The 20,720-nt window shown below is 61.8% G+C and carries 16 protein-coding genes; 10 read left to right on the forward strand and 6 right to left on the reverse strand.

What is annotated here, in order from left to right; all coding sequences use genetic code 11:
- The first annotated feature begins 261 nt into the window (after positions 1 to 261).
- Both J2D77_RS05330 and J2D77_RS05335 read left to right on the forward strand, forming a co-directional pair.
- On the forward strand, positions 262 to 798 hold the full coding sequence (locus J2D77_RS05330) for an adenine phosphoribosyltransferase (RefSeq protein WP_207845265.1): 537 nt from the start codon (positions 262 to 264) through the stop codon (positions 796 to 798).
- A gap of 174 nt (positions 799 to 972) precedes the next feature.
- Positions 973 to 3,210 carry an FUSC family protein gene (locus J2D77_RS05335; protein ID WP_207845266.1) on the forward strand — a complete coding sequence of 746 codons (2,238 nt, stop codon included), beginning with the start codon at positions 973 to 975 and terminating at the stop codon, positions 3,208 to 3,210.
- Positions 3,211 to 3,234: 24 nt separating this feature from the next.
- Here the strand turns inward: J2D77_RS05335 and J2D77_RS05340 are convergent, their stop codons facing one another.
- The 4 genes from J2D77_RS05340 to J2D77_RS05355 form a co-directional block, all read right to left on the reverse strand.
- Complete coding sequence (locus tag J2D77_RS05340; RefSeq protein WP_230975603.1) at positions 3,235 to 3,816, reverse strand: uracil-DNA glycosylase family protein; 582 nt, start codon at positions 3,814 to 3,816, stop codon at positions 3,235 to 3,237.
- Between the two features lie 352 nt (positions 3,817 to 4,168).
- Entirely contained in the window at positions 4,169 to 5,587 is a 1,419-nt protein-coding gene (locus J2D77_RS05345; protein WP_207845268.1) for a cytochrome c, read from the reverse strand.
- A gap of 48 nt (positions 5,588 to 5,635) precedes the next feature.
- Positions 5,636 to 7,867 (reverse strand): PQQ-dependent dehydrogenase, methanol/ethanol family, encoded by a 2,232-nt coding sequence (locus tag J2D77_RS05350; protein WP_207845269.1) that lies wholly within the window; start codon positions 7,865 to 7,867, stop codon positions 5,636 to 5,638.
- Between the two features lie 180 nt (positions 7,868 to 8,047).
- Positions 8,048 to 8,629, reverse strand: a complete 582-nt coding sequence (locus J2D77_RS05355; RefSeq protein ID WP_207845270.1) for a hypothetical protein — start codon at positions 8,627 to 8,629, stop codon at positions 8,048 to 8,050.
- Between the two features lie 172 nt (positions 8,630 to 8,801).
- Here J2D77_RS05355 and J2D77_RS05360 point away from each other — a divergent pair, with 172 nt between their 5' ends.
- The 5 genes from J2D77_RS05360 (at position 8,802) to cyoD (ending at position 14,039) form a co-directional block, all read left to right on the forward strand.
- On the forward strand, positions 8,802 to 9,575 hold the full coding sequence (locus J2D77_RS05360) for a Bax inhibitor-1/YccA family protein (protein WP_207845271.1): 774 nt from the start codon (positions 8,802 to 8,804) through the stop codon (positions 9,573 to 9,575).
- A 603-nt stretch (positions 9,576 to 10,178) separates the two neighbouring features.
- Complete coding sequence (gene cyoA / locus J2D77_RS05365; RefSeq protein WP_207845272.1) at positions 10,179 to 11,105, forward strand: ubiquinol oxidase subunit II; 927 nt, start codon at positions 10,179 to 10,181, stop codon at positions 11,103 to 11,105.
- A gap of 5 nt (positions 11,106 to 11,110) precedes the next feature.
- Positions 11,111 to 13,102: a cytochrome o ubiquinol oxidase subunit I gene (gene cyoB / locus J2D77_RS05370; RefSeq protein WP_207845273.1), complete on the forward strand. Its 1,992-nt coding sequence runs from the start codon at positions 11,111 to 11,113 to the stop codon at positions 13,100 to 13,102.
- Positions 13,102 to 13,707, forward strand: coding sequence for a cytochrome o ubiquinol oxidase subunit III (cyoC, locus tag J2D77_RS05375; protein WP_207845274.1), 606 nt, complete (start codon positions 13,102 to 13,104; stop codon positions 13,705 to 13,707). The genes cyoB and cyoC overlap by 1 nt, the downstream gene beginning before the upstream one ends.
- Positions 13,707 to 14,039 (forward strand): cytochrome o ubiquinol oxidase subunit IV, encoded by a 333-nt coding sequence (gene cyoD, locus J2D77_RS05380; protein ID WP_207845275.1) that lies wholly within the window; start codon positions 13,707 to 13,709, stop codon positions 14,037 to 14,039. Before cyoC ends, cyoD begins: the two co-directional genes overlap by 1 nt.
- Before the next feature lie 647 nt (positions 14,040 to 14,686).
- Here cyoD and fdxA read toward each other — a convergent pair.
- Positions 14,687 to 15,019, reverse strand: coding sequence for a ferredoxin FdxA (gene fdxA, locus J2D77_RS05385; protein WP_207845654.1), 333 nt, complete (start codon positions 15,017 to 15,019; stop codon positions 14,687 to 14,689).
- Between the two features lie 189 nt (positions 15,020 to 15,208).
- A complete protein-coding gene (locus J2D77_RS05390; RefSeq protein ID WP_207845276.1) occupies positions 15,209 to 17,788 on the reverse strand; it encodes a helicase-related protein in 2,580 nt (859 codons plus the stop codon).
- Between the two features lie 118 nt (positions 17,789 to 17,906).
- Between J2D77_RS05390 and J2D77_RS05395 the strand changes: the two genes are divergently transcribed.
- The 3 genes from J2D77_RS05395 (at position 17,907) to J2D77_RS05405 (ending at position 20,672) form a co-directional block, all read left to right on the forward strand.
- Positions 17,907 to 19,445 (forward strand): leucyl aminopeptidase family protein, encoded by a 1,539-nt coding sequence (locus J2D77_RS05395; RefSeq protein WP_207845277.1) that lies wholly within the window; start codon positions 17,907 to 17,909, stop codon positions 19,443 to 19,445.
- 165 nt (positions 19,446 to 19,610) lie between these two features.
- Positions 19,611 to 20,024: a MarR family winged helix-turn-helix transcriptional regulator gene (locus J2D77_RS05400; protein WP_207845278.1), complete on the forward strand. Its 414-nt coding sequence runs from the start codon at positions 19,611 to 19,613 to the stop codon at positions 20,022 to 20,024.
- A 204-nt stretch (positions 20,025 to 20,228) separates the two neighbouring features.
- Positions 20,229 to 20,672: a hypothetical protein gene (locus tag J2D77_RS05405; RefSeq protein WP_207845279.1), complete on the forward strand. Its 444-nt coding sequence runs from the start codon at positions 20,229 to 20,231 to the stop codon at positions 20,670 to 20,672.
- Positions 20,673 to 20,720 lie beyond the last annotated feature (48 nt).

Below are 20,720 nucleotides of genomic sequence, written 5' to 3' on the forward strand. Positions count from 1 at the left end.
GGCGAGGTCGCGCCGGCAGTCCGCGCCAGGGGCCGGTGCCGGGTTTTCTGCTCCGGGCTGGCGGGTCTTCCGGTGGTGATCGGGGGCGTGGGGGCAGGCGCGCGCACCGCGGGGTCGCATGGCCCGGTGCATGCCGCAGCCCTTGCCGAACGCCGCGTCGCGGGATAGAGCGGGAACACAGGATAAAACACGCCCGCTCCCATGTGGGGGTGGCCATCGGCAACCCGGCAGGGGCACGGGCAGGAAGGATTGTACAGCACCATGACGGCACAACGGGACATAGATCTTAAAGCCTATATCCGCCATATTCCGGATTTTCCCAAGCCGGGCATACTGTTTTACGATATTTCCACCCTGATGCGGAACCCCGATGCCTGGCAGATGGCCATGGGCCGCCTGGCGCGCCAGGTCGCGCCGTTCAAGCCCGATATCCTGGCGGCGGTGGAATCGCGCGGGTTCCTGACAGCCGCCCCCCTGGCCGACCGGCTGGGCTGCGGCATGCTGATGCTGCGCAAGAAGGGCAAGCTGCCCGGCCGGACCGTGTCCCACACCTATGAACTGGAATATGGCAGCGATACGCTCGAAATCCAGGAAGACGCCGTAAGCCCCGGCCAGCGCGTGGTGATCATGGATGACCTGCTGGCGACCGGCGGCACGCTGTCGGCTTCCGCCGCCCTGTTGCGCAAGGCAGGGGCCGAGGTCGTGGGCGCTTCGGTCCTGGTGGAACTGACCGGGCTGGGTGGGCGCGCGAAAATGGACGGCATTCCCATAACCACGTTATTGTCCTACGAAGACTGAGGCGGGTCGGGCGGCGGGGCCTGCCTGCTGGCCCCGCTCTTGTTCCGTTCTGCTCCCGCTCGGGGCGGTGGGCGCAGAACAGGGCATACAAGCCGTGAATACGCTTTTGCACGCCCTTGAGGTAAAGAAGCGTATGGCAGTATCCCAGACCAGACCGGTTACGCAGGCGAGGGCATGAAAGAGGCGGTTCTTCGCACCGGCGCGTTGTGCCGCTCGATCGGGATTATCGCCAGGCAGGCTTTGCTGGGTGGGGGACCGCCCCGGCAACTGGACCATCTGCGCTGGCTGTACGCGCCAGACCTGCTTTCCTTCGGCTATGCGCTGCGCACCACCATTGCCTCGCTCATCGCATTGGGCATTGCCCTGTGGTGGCAGTTGGGCAGCCCGCAATGGGCGGCCCTTACGGTGTGGATGGTGGCCCAGGGCACGCGCGGCAAGTCCATTGCCAAGGCGCGCTGGCACATGTTCGGCATGGTGATCGGCATTATCTGCGCCTTCGTGCTGGTAGGCACCATGCCGCAGTCCCCCCTGCTCTATATCTTCTGGGTGGCGGTAGGCATCGGCTCGTTCTGCTTCATCGGCACCCTGCTGCCCGGCCCAGCCACCATGACCAACTACCGTATCCACGGCATGCGGGCTTCCGGGTTCACCTACGCCATTATCGCGCTGGATGGGGCCGCCGCCCCCGATCAGATCTTTCACATCGCCATGGCGCGCGCCACCTACATCACGCTGGGTATTGTCGTGGAAACCACGGTGTCTTCCCTGTTCCAGTACCAGCTTGGTATGCGGGCCCGTAACAGGCTGGCCGGCAATTTCATCCAGGCGCTTAAAAGTGCGGTGCCAACGCTCAAGCGCCTTGTCGCGGGGGAAAGGCGGGCGATCCTGTCCTCGCCCGAGGTGTTTTCGACCATCGCGACATTGAGCGACCAGGTCGAGTTCGCCGAAATCGAAATGGGCAAGCACCAGCATGAAGGCGATCACGCCCGTGCGGCCCTTGCGGCCATTACGGTGCTGATGTCGCGCGGGCTGGACCTGGGCGCGCTGGTCGATGTGCCGCTGAGCCTGGGCCCCGACTACCTGCGGGTGGCGGCAAGGGTGCAGGATTTCCTGCAAGCCCTGCCCGGCAGGCTGGGGCAGGAGGACCGTTCCCTGGCCTCTGTCCTGGACGAACTGACGGAACTGCGCGCGACCTGCCGCCAACTGGCCGCAACCTGCCTTGAGGAGGAAATGGTCGCCGCCACCCACCCGCCGGTCGACCTGGCGGATGAAATGCGCCTTTCAAGGCAGGGCGAACTGCTGCACAAGCTCGGCGCTTTGCTGGACGAACTGCAACTGGCGATCGAGCAGTTCCAGATGAGCCGCGACCCCCAGCCGCACGACACCTTCCGCTATCCCATGCGCACCTATCGGGACTGGCGCATGGCCTTTATCAACAGCCTGCGCGCGTCCGTCACCATTTTCGTGTCCGGTCTCGTCTGGATCACCACCGGCTGGCCCGATGGGCTGACCTTCATGATGTTCGCGGCCATTATCTGCGCGCTGTTTTCCACCCTGGAGCAGCCCGCCCTGGCCACCCAGGCATTCCTGCGCGGGACCATTTTCGTCATCGGCATGTGCTGCCTGCTGGACCTGTGGGTAATCGCCCAGCCCACGGTCTACGAGATGATGGCCATGACCCTGGCCGTGCCCATGCTGGTGGGGGGGCTGGCTTTCGCCTGGCCACCTTTGGCGCTGGCGGCGGTGGCCTACAACCTGTTCCTGCCCATTCTGCTTGGTCCGGATAACCAGGCCCGCATGAACGAGGTCATGTATTTCAACACTGCCCTGCCGCTTTTTCTCGCCATTGCGTTCTGCATGTGGATGTACCGCGTGTTCCTGCCCGTGGACCCCGACGGCCTGCGGTGGGACATGCGGGTGGATATCCTGCGCAGGCTGCGCCGCCTGGCCCGGCCCCGCGTTTCCCTGCCCATGACGGAGGTGATCGGCCGCAATGTGGAAGGGTTCGTCCGCCTCTCCACCACGGCTGCGGCCGATGGCAAGCCGTATGTGCTGGAACGCTACCTGGGCGGGGTCCTGTCCGCCATGACGATCGAGATCAACCTGCTGCGGCTTAAAGGCATTCTGGCCCGCCATGTGCTGCCGGATGACGCCATGCGGGCCATCGAGGTCATGATGACGCGCATGCAGCGCTTTTCGGGCCGTTACGGCGGACAATACGGCCGCACTGCCCGCGCCGCCGGCCTGGCCGTGCGCTACCTGATCCGCCGCGAACAGGCCGAGACCAATCTTTCGGTCCGTGAGGAAATGCTGAGTGCGCTGGCCAGCCTGCGGGTGATAGAAACCGAACTGCGCGAAAACCAGCTCTTTTTCGATGCGTCCTCCCCCTATCTGGACAAGGCCTTTACCTGACGGGGTAGGGCGGCCCCGTAGTCCTTACCCTTCCAGCGCCCGGCGAATTTCGCGCCTGAGTGCTGGCAGGACGACCTGCCCGAAAGCTGGGGTTGCGCGTTCCCACTGGCCGGTTCGCCAGGACGGGTGCGGGAGCGGAAAATACTCGGGTAAATACCGCTGGAACTGCAAGCTCCGCTCAAACACCGGACCTTTTCCAAGCACATGGTTCTGGGCGTAGGACCCCACGAGTAGGGTAAGCCGTATAGCGGGAAGCTGGGCCAAAAGGCGTTCGCGCCACAGGGCGGCACATTCAGGCGGGGGTGGGCGATCGCCCCCCTTGGGCAGTACCCCGGGGTAGCAGAAGGCCATGGGCACCAGGGCGACCCGCGTGGTGTCGTAAAATTCGTCCCGGCTCATGCCCAGCCATGTGCGCAGCCGATCGCCCGAGGCATCGTTGAAGGAAATGCCGGTTTCATGCACCCGTGTGCCCGGGGCCTGGCTTGCAATCAGCAGGCGCGCGTGCCGCGAGACATGCAAGACCGGTCGGGGCCCCAGTGGCAGCTTGTGCGCGCAGGCCGAACAGGCACGAATGGCGTCGACCAGTGGCTGCAAGCCGTCCTGCAGGGGGCAAGCCGGTTGCTTCGGGCCGGCCCGGGTGGCGGATACCGCAGCAGGCGGTATGGGGGATGATGGCATGACATATTCCGATATGACCCTGCCCACCCCGTCCCGCAATGGCCGGGCCGCGAATTAAGGCCCGCTTGGTAATCTTCCTTCAACAGATAAAAGTTGGTGAAGCTTTTTTCAAAAAGCTGCAGGAACCCTCATCTTTTGAAAATGGGCGAAATCCCCTGAAAGGCCGGTACAAAAAGAAACACCGTGACGTTGCCGCCACGGTGTTTCCCTAACTCGGTTTACCAGACCCGCCAGGCGGGCCGGTAGGGCCAGGGGGCTTCAGGTGCCCCACAGGCTTTGCTTACTGCGCAGCATCCACACCCACATGGGTCTGGGGTGCGAAGGTCCAGCCAGAGCCATAAGGCTGCGGCATGAACAGGCCCCAGGTTGCGGTCTGGGACGTGGCGTCAGCCCAGCCAGCGGTCGGGAGCGGAGCGTTATCCAGCCGAAGCTTCTGGATATCGGCCGCCGTCACGTTGGCAGGTGCCTTGTTGCCCCAGGCAGAGCGGATGAAGTTCACCACATCAGCAATCTGCTGGTCGGACAGGAAGCGCTTGTAAGCCGGCATCGCCACCGCGGAAGGCGCCCAGTTGGTGGGGGGCAGCACACCGCCTGCGACAATGATATGCGCAACCGATGTCGGGTTGTCGGTCACGACAACCGGGTTCCCGGCCAGCGGCGGGAACATGCGGGCCACGCCGCCACCGTCGTTACGGTGACAGGCCGAGCACTGTTCCACATAGACCTTTGCACCGGGGTTACCCGCCACGCTGCCGGAATCCAGCGTCTGCGCGGTGGAGGCGTCATAGGTGTAGTCGCCCCGAACGGGTGGCACGGGCGGCAGCGCCTTGAGGTATTTCGCCATGGCGTGCAGGTCGGCATCGGTGAAGTACTGGGTGCTCCAGCCCACCACGTCGGCCATGCCGCCGAACACGGCGGTATGATCCGTGCGGCCCGATTTCAGGAACTGGTACAGATCATCTTCAGACCAGCGGCCAATCCCCACGACAGGGTCGTTACGCAGGCTGGGGGCGATCCAGTTGTCGATCACGTCGCCACCGGCCAGGAAGTCGGCCCCGCCCGATGCGTCGAGGGCCTTTTCCTGCATGCCCAGGCCGCGCGGCGTATGGCACGCCCCGCAATGGCCGGCACCCGTTACCAGGTATTCACCACGGGCGATGTCAGCATCCGTGCCCGGTGCGGGGGTGAAGTCCTTGGGGGTCGGGGCGAACACCGAACGCCAGATCGCCAGCGGCCAGCGCATGGACAGCGGCCAGGTAATATCCGCGTCGTGGTTTTTCTGGGCGACCGGGGCCACGCCATGCATGAAATATGCATACAGGGCCTTGATATCGGCCTGCGTCATGCGGGCGAAGGAGGGGTAGGGCATCGCCGGGTAAAGCGTGCTGCCGTCCTTCTTCACGCCATGACGCACGGCGGCATCAAAGTCCTGAAGCGTGTAGGTGCCGATCCCGTAGGTGGGATCGGGGGTGATGTTGGTGGAATAGATCGTGCCGATGGGTGTCTTGATAGACAGCCCACCCGCAAATTTCTGACCGTTCAGGGCGGTATGGCAGGCCACGCAGTCGCCCAGCCGTGCCACGTATTCACCCTGTTTGATCAGGTCTTCGTCCGTCCCTTGCGCATGAGCCAGGGACGTGCCTGCCAGAAGCCCGACAGTGACCGCTCCCAGAGCGGCCTTGAGTCTGTTCATCATCATTTTTACCACTGTATCGCTTGTGAGCCGAATGACGCCATGACTGCCGGATTACTGGGGCGTAATGCCGAGTGTCGGATTTTCAGGGACACCCTTGTCATTCTTGCGGGCATCCACTTCGCGCTGATAGGTTTCGTTCGCCCGCTTGATGAGGAACTGGCGAATGGCCTCGATCTCGTCAGGCTTCATGCTGGAATCAAAGCGATCCATGCCATAGGCCGTCAGGGCCCCGCGACCGACCACGTTGTAGAACGCGTCCTGGTGGCGGATGGAACCGGACCAGCGCAGGTCAGGCAGAACGCCCGCACCTTCCGCATTGTCGCCGTGGCAGGTCTGGCAATAGGTCTGGTACTGGAAGTACCCGTTATCGACCACCTTGCTGTCATACTGCGCCGGCGGCTTGACGGGCAGGAAGCCCAGTTCGTTCATCGAGGGGAGCTGGCTCTTTCCGTCGAGCGAGAACACCGCGATGTAGGAGTGGTTCACCGTCCAGCCCGAGGTGCGGCCCATGCCACCCATCGAGATCGGATAGATACCGCCCCAGCCCACTTCCACCGCGACATACTGCTTGCCGTTCACGCTGTAGGTGATCGGCGGTGCGATAATGCCGCTCTGGGCGTTGAACTTGTAAAGATCGGTGCCGTTGGTCGCGTCATAGGCGTGGAATTCGCCATTGGCGAGACCCTGGAACAGAAGGTCGCCACCGGTGGCCAGAACGCCGCCGTTCCACGGGCCCTTGTGGTCGATCTTCCACACGGTTTCCATCTTCACGGGATCCCATGCCAGCAGTTCGCCGTGCAGGTCCTTCATGTAGGCGGTGCGCGCTTCAGGCGTGTCGGGCAGACCGTTCTTGGTCATGTCCAGACCCAGGTTCCAGGAATCGGGATGCGGCTTGAAGCCACCGACCTGGTTCTTGTAGCCGAACGGGATCTGGTGCGCGGGCAGGTAGATCAGGTGCGTCTTGGGGCTGTAGGCCATCGCCATGAAGTTGTGCGCGCCCAGCGGGCCCGGAATGCCGTACCAGAAATTGCCGTTCAGGGTCCACAGACCTTCGGGCTTGAAAATGGGGCGGCCCGTCAGCGGATCGAGACCGCTGGCCCAGTTTTCATAGGTGTAGTTCTTGCCGGAAATGAATTCGCCGGTCTTGGCGTCCAGAACGTACAGGAAGCCGTTTTTGGGCGCGTGGACGATCACATGGCGCATTTCGCCGTTGACGGGCATGTCAAGCGTCATGATCTGCTGGACCGAGGTATAATCCCACTGGTCCATCGGCGTTTCCTGGAAGTGCCAGACATATTCGCCGGTTTCGGGCTTGAGGGCCACAATGCTGCCCAGGAACAGGTTGTTGCCGATCCCGTCGGAACGGTATTTGTAGTTCCAGGGCGAACCGTTGCCCACGCCCAGATAGACCAGGTCGGCCACCGGATCGTACACGATGGAATCCCATACCGTGCCGCCGCCACCCTGGCGAACCCACGCACCGGTGGGGCTCCAGGTCCTGTAGGCCTTGGTCATCAGGATATTGTCGGACGCGGCGTGATCGGGTTCGTTCTTGTTGTTCGGAACGGTGTAGAAGCGCCATTTCAGCTTGCCGGTCTCGGCATCGAAGGCGGAGACAAAGCCGCGCGCGCCGAATTCGGCGCCGCCATTGCCAATCAGCACCAAGCCCTTGACCACGCGCACGCCACCGTCAACGGTGTAGGAGCGCTGCTTGCCCAGGGAGGCTTCGGGCGGGATGGTGTTGACTTCCCACACCTTCTTGCCGGTCTTGGCGTCCAGGGCGACCATGCGACCGTCAAACGTGCCGAAGAAGACCTTGCCGTTCCAGTAGCCCGCACCGCGGTTGACGGTGTCGCAGCAGCCCTTGTCGGCAATGTTGCCCGGCACCTTGGGATCGTATTCCCAGATCAGCTTGCCGGTGGCGGCGTCCAGGGCTTTCATCTTGGACCAGTTGGTCGTGGCATACATGATGCCGTCGACAACCAGGGGGGTACCTTCCTGGCCACGGTTCGAGTCCAGGTTGAAGTACCAGGCCAGTTTCAGGTGGCCGACATTGGAGCGATTGATTTCGTCCAGCGGGCTGTACCGCTGCTCCATGTAGTTCCGGCCGTAAGTCAGCCAGTTTTCGGGGTGCTCATCCGCATGGATGATAGCTTCTCCCGTATCACCCTGCCCTGCGGCATGGGCGGAAACTGCGGTATACGGCAAGGCAGCAGCGCAAATGGTTCCAGCCGCGAGAAATCCTAGCAGCGAACGTCTCTTGGTGGAGGCGGGGCGGGTCATGCGTTCATGTCCTCGACTAGTATTGAGGAAAAAAGCCGGTGGTCCGGTTTCCTACACATGAGCCAACGCAGGTGTCCGATGTCAATCACGTGTCGTGAATAGCTGCCCCATTTCTGATGGATAACTTTCTGTTATTACAGAGTGATAGACCCCATTTCGGTGCTCACGAAAAGGGTGCGCTCACCACGGTGCGAACCCCTCGGACTCCGTGTGCGGCGGCATGGCATGCGGTGTGAACGGGTAGTGGTTTTCTGCCTCCACGCCGGGGCCGTATTCGGTTTTTTGGGTGCTGAATACGGTAAAATTATAGATTTCCTCCCTTTGCGGGCAGAGTTGGCGATGGATGCCAAGCCAGAGACTGACCTCCTCCGCGCTGACTGTTGTAACATCTGCCAAAGGCACCCCGAAGGGGGTGGAAAGCCGCCCGGCCGCCAATCCCGCCCGTCGTCCTGCCTGGCGGATTTTCACGGAAAGGTGATCAATTTCAGTGGGGGCGAGTAACGCCTCAAGCATGATTCGGTTCCCCCGCCTGACGACCGTGTACCCCGTATGCTGTAATTTCACCGGCGTGCGCATGCGCACCGACAGCAGAGAAAAATCAAGTTCTTCAAGAACAAAAGGGGTATCGGCTCTGCCCAGGGTCACCAGCGGCAGATAAAGATATGGCACACGGTGCCACGCCTTGCTCGGAAACAGACCCTGCATCGTCTGGAAAAAGAAACTCATATCGGGCGGCAGGGTTATACCGGCGATCAGGAACATGGCTTGGGCATCCGGTAGCGGGTTGTCGCCCCCACGGGGGCAGGGGGCAGGGGCTGCCGCATCGTGGGGAAAGCGGTGGGGATGTGCGTCATGCGTGCCACCCTTGACGAAAAGGCAGGGCAACCCCAATTATAAAGCAAAGCCGGCTAGCCCGGACAAGGAGTGTAAGATCATGTCGTTCAGTGGCGACTACCGTTCCCCCGTCAATGCCACGAGCTGGAATGCCCAGGCCAGCATTGATGCAGGGCTGCGCGCCTACATGCTACGCGTCTATAACTGGATGGCCTCTGGCCTGTTGCTGACGGGTATCGTTGCCTACGCCATTGCCAATACGGCGCTGGGCAGCCTGTTCTTCCAGGTCGTTCCGACCGCCGCGGGCCCGCTGCCCCGCCCCACCCTGCTGGGTGACGCGGCCATGCTGTCCCCGCTGGTGTTCGTGCTGGTCATGTCCTTCGGTATCAACCGCCTTTCTCTCCAGGGGGCGCAGGCGCTGTTCTGGGCGTTCTGCACGGCCATGGGGGCCAGTCTGGCCAGCATTTTCGTCGTCTATACCGATACGTCCATCGTCCGCGTCTTCCTGGTGACGGCCTGCATGTTCGCGGCGACCTCGCTGTGGGGCTACGTGACCAAGGCCGACCTGCTGCGCTTTGGTTCGTTCCTGATGATGGGGCTGTTCGGGCTGGTTATCGCGGGGCTGGTGAACCTGTTTCTCAAGAGCCCGACGGTGTACTATATATACAGCATCGTCGGCGTAGTCATTTTCACCGCCTTCAGCGCGTTCGACGCCCAGCGGATCCGGGTGACCTACACGCAGCTTGCCGCCTATGAAGGCCCGGACGTGACAGCCAAGCGCAGTGTCTACGATGCCCTGAGCCTCTACCTGAACTTCATCAACCTCTTTCAGTTTCTCATGCAGTTCATGGGCGTGCGCAATTCGAACGACTGACGCAGCCAAGTCATGCAGGGCTGGGCGCATCCCCGTCCTGGCAAAACCCGGTCCGAGAGGACCGGGTTTTTTTGTGCCCTAAAGGCATGTCCAGATCGAATGCCGGTATGTTCAATCAGAATAGGGAGCAAAACGGTCCTGATACGATTTTTTTGTGCTGTAACAGGAATGTGAGTGCTGAACTCCCGGCTAACAATATGAAAATTAAGGCCAAATTTTGCCATTATTCGAAATTTTGAAATATTTGGTAATAGTGAGTGATATCGATCCGAGGCGGTCGGATGACCCCAAAAAGGGGCCTAAAACCGAGTCAGGGCCGCTAACCGATTGTGATGAAAGGCAGATGAAACTTTTATGCCGTTTGAGAATCCCGCCCGTTGAGCATAAAGTGGTCTCCATGGCGTTTCCGCCTAGCGTTGTAGACCGCATGCTGCGTAGACAGTTCCTGGTTTTCCCCCGGATGGGTGGCCCGGTCCTGTGTGCGGAACAGACCGGCCGCGACAAAAGCCGGAGCGCGGTTTTTCTTGCTGTTGCTAGGCTTCTATGGCAGCAGGGCAAGAGTCTTTACGAGGCTAAGTTGATGTCAGAACCAAGAGGCGTGCGATGAAAAACAAGTTACTGGCGAGAATGGCGCGATTGGGCGGCCTATCGTCAGCGTTGCTGCTTGCCGGGTGCGAACTGGACGTTCTGGACCCGAAAGGCCCGGTGGGGGAGGGGGTTAAATCTCTGATTGCCACCTCCACAATCGCAATGCTGATCGTTGTGGTTCCGACCATAATTTTGACGCTGGTTTTTGCCTGGCAGTATCGCCAGTCCAATACCAGCGCCGAATATCTGCCGAAATGGAGCCATTCCAACACGATTGAAATGGTGATCTGGGGCGTTCCGTCGCTGATCATCCTGTTTCTGGCAGTGATCACCTACCAGACCTGTCATTCTCTGGACCCCTACAAGCCGCTCGAGGCTGAAGCCAACACCAAGCCGCTGCATGTGCAGGTGGTGGCGATGGACTGGAAATGGCTGTTCATCTACCCCGAACAGGGCATTGCCACGGTCAACCAGCTGGCCGTTCCGGTCAACACACCGGTTGATTTCGATATCACCTCTGATTCCGTGATGAACTCGTTCTTCATCCCACGTCTTGGTTCCATGATTTACGCTATGGCGGGCATGCAGACCCAGCTTCATCTGCTGGCCAGCGAGCCGGGTGATTATCTGGGCGAATCTGCCAACTACAGCGGTCGCGGCTTCTCTGACATGAAGTTCCACACGCTGGCGATGAGCGGTGATGAATTCAATGCCTGGGTCGAGAAGGTGCGCTCTTCCTCCGAAGAGCTGGATGGGCAGACCTATCCGAAGCTGGCCGCACCGAGCGAAGCGAACCCTGTCGAATATTTCGCACATGTTGAACCCAGCATGTTCAACACGATCGTTGCCAAATACAACAACGGCATGGTCATGGACAAAAGCACCGGCAAGATGATCCAGGTGCAGCAGTCCGCGATGTCCGACATGAATATGAAGGAATAGGATCTATGCTAGGGAGACTATCTTTATCGGCCATCCCGTTGGATGTGCCGATCCTGGTGGGAACATTCATCGGCGTCGCCATTGTCGGTATCGCGGTGCTGGGGCTCATCACCTATTACGGCAAGTGGGGCTATCTCTGGAAAGAGTGGTTTACCTCTGTCGATCACAAGCGTCTGGCTGTCATGTACATCGTGCTGGCGCTGGTTGCTCTGTTCCGCGGCTTCGCGGACGCTATCATGATGCGTACCCAGCTTGCGCTGGCCTATGCGGGTAACCCCGGTTATCTGCCCCCGCATCACTACGACCAGATCTTCTCGGCCCACGGGACGATCATGATCTTCTTCCTGGCCATGGCGTTCATGACCGGTCTGTTCAACTTCGTCGTGCCGCTGCAGATCGGCGCACGTGACGTTGCATTCCCGTTCCTGAACAACCTGAGCTTCTGGATGACGGCTGTCGCGTTCATCCTGGTGAACGTGTCCCTGTTCATCGGTGAATTCTCGCAGTGCGGCTGGCTGGCTTATCCGCCCCTGTCCGAGACGCAGTTTAGCCCCGGTGTCGGCGTTGACTACTATATCTGGGCCATCCAGATCTCTGGTGTCGGCACGCTGCTGACCGGTGTGAACTTCTTTGTCACCATCGTGAAGATGCGCGCTCCGGGCATGAGCTGGATGAAAATGCCGGTCTTCACCTGGACGGCGTTCTGCTCCTCCATCCTCATCATGGTGTCCTTCCCCGTCCTGACGGTGGCTGTCGCTCTGCTGGGTCTGGACCGTTATTTTGGTATGCACTTCTTTACCAATGACGGCGGCGGCAACCAGATGATGTACCTGAACCTGATCTGGGCCTGGGGTCATCCGGAAGTTTACATTCTTGTCATTCCCGCATTCGGCGTGTTCTCCGAAGTCGTGCCTGCCTTCTCCGGCAAGCCGCTGTTCGGTTACGCGACGATGGTTTACGCGACATGCTCCATCATGGTGCTGTCCTTTGTCGTGTGGGTGCATCACTTCTTCACCATGGGTGCTGGTCCGGACGTCAATGCCTTCTTCGGCATCGCGACCATGATCATCTCCATCCCGACGGGCGTTAAGCTCTTCAACTGGATGTTCACCATGTATAAGGGCCGCATCCAGTATCATGCTTGCATGTATTGGGCTGTCGGCTTCATGGTCACCTTCACCATCGGTGGTATGACCGGTGTCATGATGGCCATCCCGGGCGCTGACTTCGTTCTGCATAACAGTCTGTTCCTGATTGCCCACTTCCATAACGTGATTATCGGCGGTGTGTATTTCGGTTACATCTGCGGCATGAACTTCTGGGCTCCCAAGGTCCTGGGTTTCAAGCTGAACGAAAGCTGGGGCATCCGTGCCTTCTGGTTCTGGCTGGTTGGCTTCTTCTTCGCGTTCGTTCCGCTGTATGTGCTGGGCTTCCAGGGCATGACACGCCGTCTGAACCATTACGACAATCCGGCCTGGCATCCCTGGCTGCTGATTGCCGAAGTGGGTGCGGTGCTGATCCTGCTGGGTATCGCCTGCCAGCTTATGCAGCTCTATGTTTCCATCCGCGACTGCAACCTTCCCGCCAACCGCGACGTGACAGGCGACCCCTGGAACGGCCGTACGCTGGAATGGTCCACGTCTTCCCCGCCGCCGATCTACAACTTTGCCATCGTTCCCAACGTGACTGCGCTTGATGCGTTCATGCACGACAAGGAAGGCGGCATCGATACCCGTCAGGCTGGTGGGCATTACGAAGCGATCCATATGCCGAAGAACACGGCTGCGGGTCTTGTCGTTGGCATCTCCTCCCTGGTCTTCGGTTTCGCGGCTGTGTGGTATATCTGGTGGCTGGCGGCCCTTGGCCTGATCGGTGTCATCGGTGCTGTGATCGCACGTAGCGCGAACAAGGATATCGACTACTATATCCCCGCCGAAGAGGTTGCCCGGATCGAAAACGAGCACACCCGTAAACTGTTGGCACAGGCAGCTGAATAATGGCACAGAATACAACTGTTCAGACCGACGGCCACGACGAACATCACCACGAATCTCCGGTGGTGTTCGGGTTCTGGGTCTATCTGATGACGGACTGCATCATTTTCGGCACGCTTTTTGCCGCATTTGCAGTCCTGCGCAATCAGTTCAACGGCGGTCCGACCGGCCACGAACTGTTTGAATTCGGCGGACTTGGGCTGGAAACAGCCCTTCTGCTGGTTTCTTCCATCACCTATGGGTTTGGCATGATCGCCGCCCATAAGGCCGAAGTCAGCAAGGTTATCATGTGGCTTGGCGTCACATTCCTGCTGGGTCTTGGGTTCGTGGGGCTGGAAGTGCGTGAATTCGCACACATGATCGCTGATGGCGCCGGTCCGGATCGCAGCGCGTTCCTGTCTGCGTTCTTCACGCTCGTATCCACGCATGGTCTGCACGTGACCTGCGGCCTGATCTGGATTGTCACCCTGATCGTCCAGCTGATGGGCACGACGGAAATCCCGGAACGCATGATGAACAAGCTCACCTGCCTGAGCCTGTTCTGGCACTTCCTGGATATCGTCTGGATCTGCGTTTTCACCTATGTCTATCTGGCGAGCATGATCTGATGAGCACTTCTCATACATCCTCCTCGGGAGAGAGCCACGGTAGCGTAGCGTCCTACGTTATCGGGTTTGTTCTTGCCGTTATCCTGACGGTCCTGTCGTTTGCCGTGGTTTCGACCCACAGCCTTTCCCCGACTGGCACGCTGGGCGCTCTGTCGGTGCTGGCTCTGGTTCAGGTTCTGGTGCATCTGCACTACTTCCTGCACATGGGCGGGTCTTCCGAACAGCGTTGGAACAACATTGCGTTTGTGTTCACCGTGAGCTTCGTTGCCATCCTGATCGTTGGCACCGTGTTCATCATGACCAACACCGCAGCCCACATGATGTCCCGTTAATCAGCGTCATGCTGGGGCCAGCCCGAACGGGTTGGCCTGCGGGTACAGGACAAGACCCCGGAGCGACATGCTCCGGGGTTTTTCTGTTTGGGGTCTTGAACGCGGCATGAAAAGTCGCGCCGGGTGTTTGCCGTTCGGCTGCTTGATGCGCCCGCTTGATCTGCCCCCGGTTGGTCCGCGCGGTTGGTCGATCCGGTTGTTCGGTCTGGTGTTTCAGTCCGGTGGCTTAGTCGGCTGTTCGGCCTGGCGGCTCGGCAGAGATTTGGTCTCTCGGGCGGCGGACGGCGATGAGCGCTGCGGGCATCCGACCTGGGGGGCTGGCCTAAAGGTTCGGCTTGGTGCGGCGAGACCTGGTGGGTTCTGGCCCGGTGGTGTTTAAGGGTTGCACGGGTTTGGACTGAGCGCCCTTTGTGGTTTCCAATCCGCTTGCAAGGGGCCAGAACTCCTCCCGTCCCTTGCCGCAAACAGTGAGGCGGCCGTCAGGAACCCCGACTGAACTGCAACCGGTATCCGAAAGTCGCCTTGGGGTTCGCCGGGGGCAGGCGATCCGGTTCTTAGGCGCCCTAGAAATGGCCGAAATCTCGATAAAAAAATGGCACCAGCTTGCGCGGTGCCATTTGCCGTTTTGCAACGGGTGCGTGAGAAGATCAGTCCTTCTGCGGGTTGGGGGAGAGCAGGCCGGTCTTGTCGGGCTTGTCTTTCCATTCTTCCGCATCGGCGGGCGGCGTGCCCTTGCGTGTGATATTGGGCCACTGCGTCGAATATTTTGCGTTGATTTCCGCCCAGGCGGCCGCACGATCGTCGCTGTCGGGGAAAATCGCCTCCGCAGGGCATTCCGGCTCACACACGCCGCAGTCAATGCATTCGTCCGGGTTGATTACCAGAAAGTTCTCACCGGCGTAGAAGCAGTCAACGGGGCAGACTTCCACACAGTCCATGAATTTGCAGCGGATGCAGTTTTCAGTGACCACGTAGGTCATTGCCATCTCCGAATTTATCTGGCGGCTGAGGAACGCACGCCGGGTGGGATCAGATAGCTGACCTGTTGCAGGTCCAGCCACGAGGGTTGGCGCAGATATGAGGGGCTTTTCGCCCAATGGCAACCCGTTAGCGCGACAGGATACCCCGCACGGGGTGCAGTGCCGTACCGCAACCGGCACGGCTGGATGTTACTGGCGTTCTTTCAGCCGCGCCAGCACGGCAAAGGGGCTGTCGCTTTTCATGGTGCGCGGCCTGGCTGGCGCATGCGCGAAAGCGCGGAGCTTCTTCTGGTTTTTTTGCACCCGCGCGGGCAAAATCATGAAAGGTGCCGGCGGTCCCGGCTGGTTTGCAGGCAGGGCCACGGGGGGCTGGACGCGCCCCCCCAATGCCGTGAGCAGGACTGGCAGTTTTTTTTTCACCACCCCCAGGCGTGACGCCAGCGCATAAGGCAGGGGCTTTTGCCCCAAAGCGCTCAGCGCGTCCATTTCCCGCCTGACGGCCACGGCCCTGTCGAGTCGGACCGCGAATGCCCCGGCGCAGACCCAGCCCAGGCTGAGGAACGCGGCTTTCTCTGCCGGCAAGGGCGGGTGCTCCAGGGCGAACGATACCGCACCCGGGGGCGGCAGGTCCGGCATGGTGTGGCCCAGGCTGATCCCCAGCAGCAGGCGGCGCAGCGCCATGGGGTGTGGCTTGAGCAACCGCGTGCAGAACAGCGTGTCCAGCCCGAAGGCGATATGCAGGCGCGCCAGCAGCAAGGCATCAGCCCGGGTAAGGGACGGGCGTTCGGGGCAGGGCGTGACCCCGCCATGTTCCATCAGCCGATGGATCAGCCCGCGCAGGGCCGGATGGGGGGCTGTTGCGTCCTCCGCATGGAAAAGGGGGGCCAGGTCGTGGCGGATCCGCGCGGTGACGAATTCTGCAAGTTTGTGGCGGATTTTCTCTTTCTGGATGGCGTCCAGAAATTCCGCATCCCTAACCGCAATGGCGGGCCGCAGCACGGACGGGCCGGGCCGCAACTGGCCGATCGGTTCATCCCCCCACAGAAGGGCCCCGCTTTGCAGGTCGAGGGCAAGCTCCCCCTCCGCCTGAAGGAAACGGGCCACCATGCGGGGAATTTCGCTCCGCGCGGCACGGCGGGCGGCGCGCAGGACAAGCGCCTGGTCGGCCCGCGCGGCTTCGGGGTCGGGGATGAAGGTAAAGCCGCGCATATGGCCTACCGCGTGCCCTTCCACACTGACTTCGCCCAGGCGGTTCATGGCTGAAAGCAGGGGCTTGCCATCGGCTTCTTCAAGGCGGCGGGCCAGGCTTGCGGCCCGCCGGTCCACGAAGCGGGCGGTCAGGCGGTCATGCAGCGCATCGGACAGCGTATCTTCCAACTGGCGCGTGTGGCGCTGCCAGTGTTCGGCATCTTCCACCCAGCCGGTGCGGGCCGCCACATAGGACCAGACCCGAATGCCCATCAGGCGCTGCATCAGCGCTTCTATATCGCCCTCGGTATGCTCAAGCCCGTGCAGGCGGGCGCGCAGCCAGTCGGACGGCAGGCGGCCCTGGCGCACCAGCAGGGCGAAAATCTGCGCGCATTGGCGGATATGGCTGTCTTCCCCCAGCTTGCGGAAGTCGGGGATCTGGCACACTTCCCACATCAGGCGGGTGTGTTCGGGCGTGCGGGCCAGCCCGCTTATGGCTTTATCCTGCATGAAGGCGCGCAATACCAGCATGTCCGTGGCGGGTTCGGCCGGGCGCAGGCAGGCTGTGGGCGGTTTTACGCACAGGCTGGCATGCAGAGCCGCAGGCGTGGCAAAATCCAGCACGGAATTGCGCCACCACAGGAAGGACAGGGGCTCGAACCGGTGCTCCTCCACCGCTTCGACCAACGGTTCGGGAAAAGGCGGGCATTCCCCAGTGGTGCCGAAGGTGCCATCCCGCGTGCCGCGCCCGGCCCGGCCCGCGATCTGGGCCACCTCGGCCGCGTTCAGCAGCCGGTGGCGTTGCCCGTCGAACTTGGCCATGCCGGCAAAGGCCACATGGTGGATATCCATGTTCAGCCCCATGCCTATGGCATCGGTCGCGACCAGGTAGTCCACCTCGCGATTCTGGTACAGGGCGACCTGCGCGTTGCGCGTGCGCGGCGAAAGCTGGCCCATGACCACCGCACACCCGCCCCGCTTGCGGCGGATCAGCTCCGCAATGGCGTAGACCTCGGCCATGGAGAAGGCGACAATGGCCGAACGCGGCGGCAGGCGCGACAGCCGGTTATGCCCCGAACAGGTCAGGTTCGACAGGCGGGGCCGGGTTTCGATTTCGATCCCGCGCACCAGGGTCCGCAGCAGGGGGGCGATGGTGTCCGACCCCAGGAACAGCGTTTCGGACAGGCCCCGGGCGTTCAGCAGCCGGTCGGTGAAAATATGGCCGCGCTCGGGGTCTGCGCAAAGCTGGATTTCATCCACCGCCACGAAATCGACCGGGCGGTCCATGGGCATGGCTTCCACCGTGCATGAAAACCACCGCGCATGGGGGGGAATGATTTTTTCCTCCCCCGTGATCAGGGCCACGGCCCGCACCCCCTTGAGCCGCACCATCCGTTCGTAATTTTCCCGCGCCAGCAGGCGCAGCGGAAAGCCGATCACGCCCGAGGCATGGGCCAGCATGCGTTCAAGGGCCAGATGGGTCTTGCCGGTATTGGTGGGGCCCACAATGGCCCGTACGGGTGCCACCCATGCGCCGTCTCGCGCAGGCGGGGGGGAGATCGGGCGCAGGGGAACCGTCATGCCGCCATGCTCTGTCGCGCCGGGCGGAAAAGCAAGCCGTTGCGCTAAATTTCCACCCCCGTTGCATTGGCCGGGCACGCGGCGCACTGTGCGCGACAGGAAAAAAGGGAGGTTACCCATGCGTGAGCCAGACTGCCTGAGCGTGCCGCCGCGCCGCAAGAAATCCGCCGGACCCGGTACTGCCACCAGCATGCCCAATGCCGTTTATGCCGTGCGCCCGTCCGAATGCGACCTGCTGGCGACCTGGATCAGCGAACAGGCGGCGGCCTTCGCCCAGGGCTGCGGGTTTACGGCCAGCCCAGGCCAGCTCATGCTGGTGCCGGGGGAAGCCGGGGGCCTGCAAGCCGTGCTGGGCATTGCCGAAAAGGACCAGCCGCGCGATCCGTTCGTATTCGGCGTGCTGGCACGCGACCTGCCGGGGGGTGACTGGCGGGTGGAAACGCCGGACGATATCGCGCGGGACGACGTCATTCTGGGGTTCTGCCTCGGGGCTTATCGCTATGGGCTCAAATCCGGCGATGGGGCGGGCAGCGCCAAGGCGGGGCGGTCCAGGAACAAGGCGGCCCAACAAGGCAGCGCATCGCAAGGCAATCCATCGCAGGGTGGCGCGGGGCAGGGCAAGCCGCGCCTGGTGGTCAGCCGGGCCGAGAGCGAAGGCCTGGCGGTCGAGCAGGCGCGCTCCATCTGGCTGGCGCGCGACCTTATCAATATGCCCGCCAACCTGCTGGGTCCGTCCGAACTGGCACAGGCCGCGCGCGACGTGCTGGAGCCCCTGGGCGCACAGGTCGAGATCGTGAAGGGGGCAGCACTGGCCAAGGCCTATCCGCTGGTGGCCCATGTCGGCATGGGGTCGGAGCGCGGGCCGCGCGTGGTGGTGGCACGGTGGCAGGGCTCGGGCGCCGGTGCTGCGGCCCCGCTGCTTTCGCTGGTGGGCAAGGGCGTGTGCTTCGACAGCGGTGGGTATGACCTCAAGCCCTCAAGCGGCATGCTGCGGATGAAAAAGGATATGGGCGGGGCCGCGACGGTCCTGGCGCTGGCACGCCTTGTGATGGCGCGCGACCTGCCCGTGCGGCTGGAACTGCGGCTGGGCTGTGTGGAGAACAGCGTTTCGGGCCGGGCCATGCGGCCGCTGGACGTGGTGACAAGCCGTGCTGGGCTGAGTGTGGAAATCGGCAATACGGATGCCGAAGGACGGCTGGTCCTGTGCGACCTGCTGCATGAAGCCTGCGAGCACGACCCCGCCCTGCTGCTTGACGTGGCGACACTGACGGGGGCCGCCCGCGTGGCGCTGGGGCCCGACCTGCCCGCCCTGTTCTGCAATGACGACGCGACGGCCCAGACCTTTCTGGAAGTATCCGTGCGCGAATCCGATCCGTTATGGCGCCTGCCGCTCTGGCCCGGCTATGCCAAATGGCTGAGCAGCCCAGTAGCGGACCTGAACAATATTGCCTCCAGACCTATGGCCGGCGCCATTACAGCCGGATTGTTTCTTGCGCGTTTTGTAAAGCCTGCTCAGCGTTGGGTGCATATCGACAGTTATGCGTGGAACGATTCAAGCCGGCCCGGCCGCCCGGAAGGCGGGGATTCTCCCGGAATTCGGGCGTTTTTCACGGCTGTGTGTACGGTGCTAGGCGTTGGGGTGGACCCTGTGTCTTAAAGTCGTCACATGAATGAACGAAACTATTTCTGTATTGAAGGGTTAATTGTGTTGTTTCGGTTCCTATATAAACCGGGTAGATGATCTGGCTTTAATCCGGGCCGGAAAAGAGAAGTGGGCTGTCCCCGACTTTCGAGGGACCGGTCCGGAAAGGAAAGTGGAGTTATGGTTCAGACAGCAGAAAAAACAGAGGATCTGGTAAGGACCCTTCGTGACACGATCGTTTCTCTCGTCAGGGGTGCGGGGCCGGACCTGTCCGCCCGCCAGCTGGCGGTGTTCCTGACATGCTACCTGGATGAAAGCGGGCACACGGTGCGTGGCTTGGCCGCCAGCCTGAACGTGTCCAAGCCCGCGATTACCCGCGCGCTGGACCGGCTGGGCGAGCTTGACCTGACCCGCCGCAAGGTGGACCCGCTGGACCGCCGGTCCGTGCTGGTGCAGCGCACGCCCAAGGGTGCGGCGTACCTCAAGGAAATCCGCTCCGTCATGGGCGATGCCGCGCACGAGACCAGCAAGAAGCCGCGCCAGGAAGACAAGACAGCCACCGTTCGCAAGCTGCGCCGGGTTGCCGCTGCCTGATCGGCACTGGCTGCAAAAGGGCAGGTTTGCGGCCCGGTTTCGCTTTTCATGCGTGATCGGGCCGGCTGATCTGGCCAATGTGCATTTGGGGCAACTTCGTACTCGGTAGGGCGTTCTTCTTTCAACTCTCCCGGTCATGACCGCATCTCGCCGCAAGGTGGGGCTGGGGCGCCAGGGAGGGAGATAGAAAGAAGGATGGCAGCCATGCGATTTTCTTCCCTGATAGGGGCAAGCGTGCTCGCGGCATCGCTGAGCGCGACCCCCATGGCCCATGCGGCCGATGCGCTGGGTGCCGCCACAGGCACCATGACCATGGAAATCAAATCGGCCGATGTCGGTGTCGGCTATACCTGGGGCCAGGGGCGGGTGCGGTTCAACCATCGCAACTACCCCTTTTCCATCGAGGGTGGGACGATCGCGGCTGTCGGTTTCTCCAAGATCACGGGAAGCGGGACGGTCTATAACCTGCACCGCATAAAGGATTTCGAAGGCACTTATGGCGCCGTGCATGGCGAAGCCACGCTGGGCCAGGGACTGGGCGGCCTTGTGCTGGAAAACAAGAACGGCGTGCGGATCAAGATCGAGACCATCACCAAGGGTGCACGCCTTGCGGGCTCGGCCCAGGGCCTGACCTTCAAGCTGAAATAACGCCTGCTCTCCCACCCCCGCCAGTTCCATCGCCCTTCGCCGCAGATT

This window comes from Acetobacter garciniae, from assembly GCF_017377735.1.
In the GTDB taxonomy this organism is placed as follows: domain Bacteria; phylum Pseudomonadota; class Alphaproteobacteria; order Acetobacterales; family Acetobacteraceae; genus Acetobacter; species Acetobacter garciniae.

What these genes read in the sequence shown, in the direction of transcription:
- J2D77_RS05330 (WP_207845265.1), top strand. Translation starts at nt 262, where the DNA reads ATGACGGCACAACGGGACATAGATCTTAAAGCCTATATCCGCCATATT.
- J2D77_RS05335 (WP_207845266.1), top strand. Translation starts at nt 973, where the DNA reads ATGAAAGAGGCGGTTCTTCGCACCGGCGCGTTGTGCCGCTCGATCGGG.
- J2D77_RS05345 (WP_207845268.1), bottom strand. Translation starts at nt 5,587, where the DNA reads ATGATGATGAACAGACTCAAGGCCGCTCTGGGAGCGGTCACTGTCGGG.
- J2D77_RS05350 (WP_207845269.1), bottom strand. Translation starts at nt 7,867, where the DNA reads ATGACCCGCCCCGCCTCCACCAAGAGACGTTCGCTGCTAGGATTTCTC.
- J2D77_RS05355 (WP_207845270.1), bottom strand. Translation starts at nt 8,629, where the DNA reads ATGTTCCTGATCGCCGGTATAACCCTGCCGCCCGATATGAGTTTCTTT.
- J2D77_RS05360 (WP_207845271.1), top strand. Translation starts at nt 8,802, where the DNA reads ATGTCGTTCAGTGGCGACTACCGTTCCCCCGTCAATGCCACGAGCTGG.
- cyoA (WP_207845272.1), top strand. Translation starts at nt 10,179, where the DNA reads ATGAAAAACAAGTTACTGGCGAGAATGGCGCGATTGGGCGGCCTATCG.
- cyoB (WP_207845273.1), top strand. Translation starts at nt 11,111, where the DNA reads ATGCTAGGGAGACTATCTTTATCGGCCATCCCGTTGGATGTGCCGATC.
- cyoC (WP_207845274.1), top strand. Translation starts at nt 13,102, where the DNA reads ATGGCACAGAATACAACTGTTCAGACCGACGGCCACGACGAACATCAC.
- cyoD (WP_207845275.1), top strand. Translation starts at nt 13,707, where the DNA reads ATGAGCACTTCTCATACATCCTCCTCGGGAGAGAGCCACGGTAGCGTA.
- fdxA (WP_207845654.1), bottom strand. Translation starts at nt 15,019, where the DNA reads ATGACCTACGTGGTCACTGAAAACTGCATCCGCTGCAAATTCATGGAC.
- J2D77_RS05390 (WP_207845276.1), bottom strand. Translation starts at nt 17,788, where the DNA reads ATGACGGTTCCCCTGCGCCCGATCTCCCCCCCGCCTGCGCGAGACGGC.
- J2D77_RS05395 (WP_207845277.1), top strand. Translation starts at nt 17,907, where the DNA reads ATGCGTGAGCCAGACTGCCTGAGCGTGCCGCCGCGCCGCAAGAAATCC.
- J2D77_RS05400 (WP_207845278.1), top strand. Translation starts at nt 19,611, where the DNA reads ATGGTTCAGACAGCAGAAAAAACAGAGGATCTGGTAAGGACCCTTCGT.
- J2D77_RS05405 (WP_207845279.1), top strand. Translation starts at nt 20,229, where the DNA reads ATGCGATTTTCTTCCCTGATAGGGGCAAGCGTGCTCGCGGCATCGCTG.